A 6,519-nucleotide genomic window follows, 5' to 3' on the forward strand; every position below is an offset into this window, starting at 1 on the left:
GTTTAATTTACCCATCGATAACCGTGTCTATTTAGAGGGACTCTTTAAATGTCTAAAGAAAAATTTGAACGTACAAAACCGCACGTAAACGTGGGTACAATCGGCCACGTTGACCACGGTAAAACAACTTTAACAGCAGCAATCACAACCGTATTAGCAAAACACTACGGTGGTGCAGCTCGTGCATTCGACCAAATCGATAACGCGCCAGAAGAAAAAGCGCGTGGTATCACCATCAACACCTCACACGTTGAATACGATACTCCAACTCGTCACTACGCACACGTTGACTGCCCAGGACACGCGGACTATGTTAAAAACATGATTACCGGTGCGGCGCAAATGGACGGTGCTATTTTAGTAGTAGCAGCGACAGATGGTCCTATGCCACAAACTCGTGAGCACATCTTATTAGGTCGCCAAGTAGGTGTACCTTACATCATCGTATTCTTAAACAAATGCGACATGGTAGATGACGAAGAGTTATTAGAATTAGTAGAAATGGAAGTTCGTGAACTTCTTTCTCAATATGACTTCCCGGGTGACGATACTCCAATCGTACGTGGTTCTGCATTACAAGCATTAAACGGCGTTGCAGAATGGGAAGAAAAAATCCTTGAGTTAGCAAACCACTTAGATACTTACATTCCTGAGCCAGAGCGTGCAATTGACCAACCGTTCCTTCTTCCAATCGAAGACGTGTTCTCAATTTCAGGTCGTGGTACAGTAGTAACAGGTCGTGTTGAGCGTGGTATCATCCGTACTGGTGATGAAGTTGAAATCGTTGGTATCAAACCAACTACAAAAACAACAGTAACTGGTGTTGAAATGTTCCGTAAATTACTTGACGAAGGTCGTGCAGGTGAAAACATCGGTGCATTATTACGTGGTACCAAACGTGAAGAAATCGAACGTGGTCAAGTATTAGCGAAACCAGGTTCAATCACTCCACACACTGATTTCGAATCAGAAGTTTACGTATTATCAAAAGATGAAGGTGGTCGTCACACTCCATTCTTCAAAGGTTACCGTCCACAGTTCTATTTCCGTACAACTGACGTAACTGGTACAATCGAGTTACCAGAAGGCGTGGAAATGGTAATGCCTGGTGATAACATCAAAATGACAGTAAGCTTAATCCACCCAATCGCGATGGACCAAGGTTTACGTTTCGCAATCCGTGAAGGTGGCCGTACAGTAGGTGCTGGTGTTGTTGCGAAAATCATCAAATAATTGATGTATTAACTGTAACAAGTTAGATAAAGAAGGCGTATCGAAAGATGCGCCTTTTTGTTTTTTATCAATGAATGTTGTTTTTATGATAGAAAGTGCAGTCAAAAATTGTGTTGTTTTGGTATGATACAGACTCATTTTTTATACAGGTGGTTTTATGCAGCAACTTCCATTTAAAGCCGTTGTTTCTGATCTTGACGGTACATTACTCAATGCTAATCATGTAATTGGTGATTTTACAATTGAGATATTAAATAAATTAGAACAAAAAGGTGTTGATATTATTTTAGCGACAGGCCGTAATCACACGGATGTTTCTTCTATTTTAGGGAAGATTGGAGCGGAGCATGCTGTAATGATCACTTCCAATGGCGCGAGAGTACGCGACCTAAAAGGTAATCTTATTTATAGTAATAGTCTTCCAGAAGAAATCGTGCTTGAGTTGTATAAAATCCCTTTTGATAGTACCAAGATTTGTATCAATACTTATCAAGATGATGGTTGGTTTATCAATATAGATGTGCCTGAATTAGCAAAATATCACAAGGATTCAGGTTTCATGTATGAGGTGGTTGATTTCACAAAACATCACGGAAGAGGAACTGAAAAAGTATTTTTTATTGCTCGTGACCCGGAAGATCTTGTAGAACTGGAAGATTATCTTAGAGCACATTTTGGTGATAAAGCTACGATTGTTTATTCCGCTGTGACTTGCTTAGAGGTCATGAACAAAAATGTATCTAAAGGTGATGCACTAGCTCATCTATTAGAAAATAGAAATTATGGATTAAAAGATTGTATTGCTTTTGGTGATGGTCAGAATGATGTTGAAATGCTTTCTTTGGCTGGTAAAGGTTATGTAATGGCAAATGCTGATCCTCGTCTAAAAGAAGCTTGCCCTGAATTGGAAGAGATTGGGTTCAATAAAGATGAAGCAGTAGCTAAGCATTTGGCGGAGCTTTTTGGTATCAAATAAATGTTTCAGTCAATCATTCTTGTGAGCACAGGTGCAGCTATCGGTGCATCCCTACGATGGGGATTGGGTCTTTGGTTGAATTCACTATTTAGCACACTTGCATTTGGTACACTTGTGGCGAACTTTATTGGCTGTTTTTTGATGGGTATTTTAGTGGCAGCTTTTTGGTTATTTCCTCAATTTAGCCCTGAATGGCGATTATTCTTAGTAACTGGATTTCTTGGTGCTCTCACCACCTTTTCTTCTTTTTCAGGCGAAGTAATAGAACTCTTTTTTAAAGAAGAGTGGGTAAATGGATTGTTCGTTTTAGTGAGCCATTTAGTTGGTTGTTTAATTTTTACAGTATTAGGGATTTATTTCTTTAGGCTCATCAGTCTTCTATTCCATTTCCGATAAAATTGCTAAATTCTTCAGAATAAAATCCATGAGAGAGCATATACTGCCAAATTTTTTGTTTGCTTTTGATTGGTTGAGGTTCTGCATAATTAGGAAACTTTTTGTGTAGAACCTTTTCTGCTATTTCAATCCAATTAATTTCACTGTCTGCAAGAACTTCATTGATTACGTCTGAAGATACACCTTTTAGTTGACGTAATTCTTGTTTGATACGATTTGCACCATACCCACGTTGCGAACGTGCGTGTAAATAATTTTCAGCAAATCGCTTATCATTTTGCCAGTTTTTTTTCTGACAGTAAGCAATCGTTTCATCGATCTCATCTTCTGTAAATGCTTTTTCCTGCATTTTATTGCGTAGTTCAAATTCGCTATATTCACGTCGAGCAAGTAAATTAACGACATAGCTCAAAGCAAGAGAAGACATAGAAATTCCTTTTAGGTGAAATATGGTTGAAATGAAAAGTGCGGTCAATTTTGACCGCACTTTTAGTGATTAGAAATCGCTTTCTGCGTCATCATTAGATTGTTCAATATCAGCCATTAATGCTTGTTCTGGGTTAGCGACTAATTCAGCACGAAGCTTCGCTTCAAGTTCATCTGATTTCGCAGGATTTTCATGTAACCATTTCATCGCATTGGCTTTACCTTGACCAATTTTTTCACCGTTATACGCATACCACGCACCGGATTTTTCAACAAGTTTGTGTTTAACACCAAGTTCAATTAATTCGCCTGCTTTAGAGATACCTTCTCCGTAAAGAATTTGGAAATCAACTTGGCGGAAAGGTGCGGCTAATTTGTTTTTGACTACTTTAACACGAGTTTCATTACCAATGACTTCATCTCCATCTTTAACTGAACCAGTACGACGGATATCTAAACGCACCGAAGAATAGAATTTTAGTGCGTTACCACCAGTTGTGGTTTCTGGGTTACCAAACATGACACCAATTTTCATACGAATTTGGTTAATGAAGATAACGAGACAGTTTGCATTTTTGATTTGACCAGTTAATTTACGTAGTGCTTGAGACATTAAACGCGCTTGTAAACCCATGTGTGAATCACCCATTTCGCCTTCAATTTCAGCTTTCGGGGTAAGTGCAGCAACCGAGTCCACGATGACGACATCTACAGCACCAGAACGTACTAATGCATCACAAATTTCAAGTGCTTGTTCACCGTTGTCTGGCTGGGAGACTAAGAGCTCTTTAACATCAACGCCAAGTTTTGCTGCATAAATAGGATCAAGTGCATGTTCCGCATCGATAAACGCACAGGTTTTACCTACTTTTTGTGCTTGAGCGATAACAGATAAAGTTAAAGTTGTTTTACCAGAAGATTCAGGTCCAAAAATTTCAACAATACGACCCATTGGTAAACCACCAATACCAAGGGCAACATCAAGACCTAAAGAACCCGTTGAAACAGATTCTACATCAAGGGCTTGAGTATCGCCCAATTTCATAATTGAGCCTTTACCGAATTGCTTTTCAATTTGACCAAGTGCTGCTGCGAGTGCTTTTTGCTTTTCTTCTTGAGTTGCCATATAAAACCTTCTTGAATAGAGTTATCTAAATTTGGCTAAATTATATCTGTATTGATGTACAGTATCAAGAGAAAATTTTTTCCTCGATGAAAAAATGTGAACCAGATTCCAAACTTGAGAAATAGTTTATTTAAAATCAACTTCTTAAGTATTTTTTTAGATCTTGAATTTGTGCTGAGAGAATTTTTTCACCCAGTTCATATACAGTTCTTATTTTGGTTTCATCTCGTTCTAATCGACCTATATTGAGCGGTACATTTGGACGGATTACAAAGATTTTATTTTGTTTTTCTAAACGAATGATTTCTTCTACTTGTTCATTATAAGTGCGGTAGCGATTTTCTAAGGTTTTAACTAAGTGTGGATATTTGCGATAAAAAAGTTTGAATAAAAAAGAAGAAGATTTTGTTTTACGGTAGTCGATAGGTTGGGTTAAAACAACGATGATTTTATCACAACCGAGCTCTTGTGCTTTTTCAAATGGAATACTATCAGCAATTCCACCGTCTAGATATTTTTGCCCATTGATTTCCACAAATTGCGAGACAAAAGGCATGGCCGAGGTTGCTCTGAAGTATTCCATTTCTTTGAAAACATTTTCGATTTTGAAATATTCAGCTTCACCATTCTCGATGTTTGTGGCGGCTAAATAGAAATCAATGTGAGATTTTTCAAATTCATTTTGATCAAAAGGGTCGAGATTAAAGGGGAGATCATAGAAAGCGAAGTCTTTATTGACAATGTTGCCTGTTGTAAAAAGGCTATGAAATCCCATGTACCGTTTATCTTTAAGATATTTTAGGTTATATCTCAACGCTCTTTCTTTTTGATTGGATGCATAATTTATGCCAAATAATGCCCCCGCAGAAACGCCAATAATTTTATCTATTTGAATGTTTTGTTCCATGAGTGCATCAAGAACGCCTGCTGTAAACATTCCTCTCATGCCGCCGCCTTCAAGAACGAGTCCTACTGTCATTTTTACTCCTGAATTCTAAAAAATTCTAATGGTTAAATATTAAACTATAAGCTAGTTTTTTCTTATCTAGTTGTTTATCAATAAATAAATTTTGCATTTGCGATCTTTCTCACAAATTTGAAATTTTATATTCGTCACCTTTAACTGGTTATGATATAACCATTTTTGAGAAGTACTTCTTGGTATAGTCGTATGTGATTAACCTTAAGTAAGGAGGAGTTTTAAAATGAAAACTCTCATAATCCCAAATGATCATATCAGTAAAGTATGTGATTTGTTAAATCAACTTATCGGAGATGTAACAAGTAAAAATCTATTTACGGGATATGGCTTGTTTCATAAAGAAAAAGATATGTTTGCTGTTTGGGCTAACAATAAGGTTTACTTGCGCGCTAAGGATGAGCTTTCGATAAAACTAAAAGGACTTGGATGTAAACCCTTTACAACAAATGAACTCAATAAGCGCTTTGTATTATCTGATTATTATGCTTTAACTGAAAGCATCTTGAAAGATAATGTCTTAATGAGAACCTTGATCATTCTTTCAATTACTCAAATAAGGAAGGAAAAACTCAATTCTGCACTCTCTAAGATTGGACGGATTCGTGATTTACCGAATTTATCGGTTAAGTATGAACGAGCATTAAAGAAAGTTGGTATTGATAATGTCGATATTTTACGACAAATAGGTGCTGAAAATGCAATTGTTCGTTTGAAGAAAGCGGACATTGGTGCAACAGAAGCTTTTTATTGGCGACTTCGTGGCGCTTTAGAAAATCGTAATTGTGAGTTTTATACTGAGAAAGAAAAGGAGAGAGGGCTTATTAAACTTAATGAAATACTTTCTGCAAATGGATTTAGGCGCTGTAAACGAACTTTAAAAAAGGCTGAATAGCATAACTTAAAGGTGGCTGCGTCTAAAAAATCATCTATCGATAAATTTTTTTTAAAAAGTGCTTGCGTGGATTTCAAAAATCCCTATAATGCACCCCACACAACGACGCGCTGTTGTGAATCTTAAGAAAAACCGGTGCGTCGTTATTTTTTGCTCTTTAACAATATATCAGACAATCTGTGTGGGCACTTGTTGATTGACTTGTTTTAAAAATATTTTTTAATTTTGAAGTCTTAATAGGTGCTAACTAGAAATTCATAATACTTTTTAAGTAGTGACATTTTATGTCAGCAGTATTGAGCGATTGAACTTGAATTGAAGAGTTTGATCATGGCTCAGATTGAACGCTGGCGGCAGGCTTAACACATGCAAGTCGAACGGTAACATAAAGAAGCTTGCTTCTTTGATGACGAGTGGCGGACGGGTGAGTAATGCTTGGGAATCTAGCTTATGGAGGGGGATAACTACGGGAAACTGTAGCTAATACC

Annotated in this window: 7 protein-coding genes and 1 rRNA gene (1 of these 8 running past the window's edge); 5 read left to right on the forward strand and 3 right to left on the reverse strand. The window is 37.2% G+C overall.

Translation table 11 applies throughout. The features are described from left to right. The first annotated feature begins 48 nt into the window (after positions 1–48). The 3 genes from tuf (at position 49) to crcB (ending at position 2,605) form a co-directional block, all read left to right on the forward strand. Entirely contained in the window at positions 49–1,233 is a 1,185-nt protein-coding gene (gene tuf / locus INQ00_RS02990) for an elongation factor Tu (RefSeq protein WP_049383876.1), read from the forward strand. Between the two features lie 157 nt (positions 1,234–1,390). After that, on the forward strand, positions 1,391–2,209 hold the full coding sequence (locus tag INQ00_RS02995) for a Cof-type HAD-IIB family hydrolase (RefSeq protein ID WP_197547272.1): 819 nt from the start codon (positions 1,391–1,393) through the stop codon (positions 2,207–2,209). Then, positions 2,210–2,605 (forward strand): fluoride efflux transporter CrcB, encoded by a 396-nt coding sequence (gene crcB, locus INQ00_RS03000; protein WP_111316089.1) that lies wholly within the window; start codon positions 2,210–2,212, stop codon positions 2,603–2,605. On the opposite strand, the gene recX is transcribed toward crcB, so the two are convergent. From recX to INQ00_RS03015, 3 genes are all read right to left on the reverse strand, one after another. Beyond that, positions 2,580–3,032, reverse strand: coding sequence for a recombination regulator RecX (recX, locus tag INQ00_RS03005; protein ID WP_197547273.1), 453 nt, complete (start codon positions 3,030–3,032; stop codon positions 2,580–2,582). The two genes, crcB and recX, sit on opposite strands and share 26 nt — an antisense overlap. 69 nt (positions 3,033–3,101) lie before the next feature. Beyond that, positions 3,102–4,157, reverse strand: coding sequence for a recombinase RecA (gene recA, locus INQ00_RS03010; protein WP_014064545.1), 1,056 nt, complete (start codon positions 4,155–4,157; stop codon positions 3,102–3,104). A 136-nt stretch (positions 4,158–4,293) separates the two neighbouring features. After that, entirely contained in the window at positions 4,294–5,136 is an 843-nt protein-coding gene (locus tag INQ00_RS03015) for a patatin-like phospholipase family protein (RefSeq protein ID WP_049362650.1), read from the reverse strand. 226 nt (positions 5,137–5,362) lie between these two features. On the opposite strand from INQ00_RS03015, the gene INQ00_RS03020 reads away from it, so the two are divergent. Further along, entirely contained in the window at positions 5,363–6,031 is a 669-nt protein-coding gene (locus INQ00_RS03020) for a TfoX/Sxy family DNA transformation protein (protein WP_081000858.1), read from the forward strand. A 312-nt stretch (positions 6,032–6,343) separates the two neighbouring features. Further along, a 16S ribosomal RNA gene (locus INQ00_RS03025) occupies positions 6,344–6,519 on the forward strand (it continues 1,364 nt past the right edge of the window).

The sequence above is a fragment of the Haemophilus parainfluenzae genome (genome assembly GCF_014931275.1).
Taxonomy (GTDB): Bacteria; Pseudomonadota; Gammaproteobacteria; order Enterobacterales; family Pasteurellaceae; genus Haemophilus_D.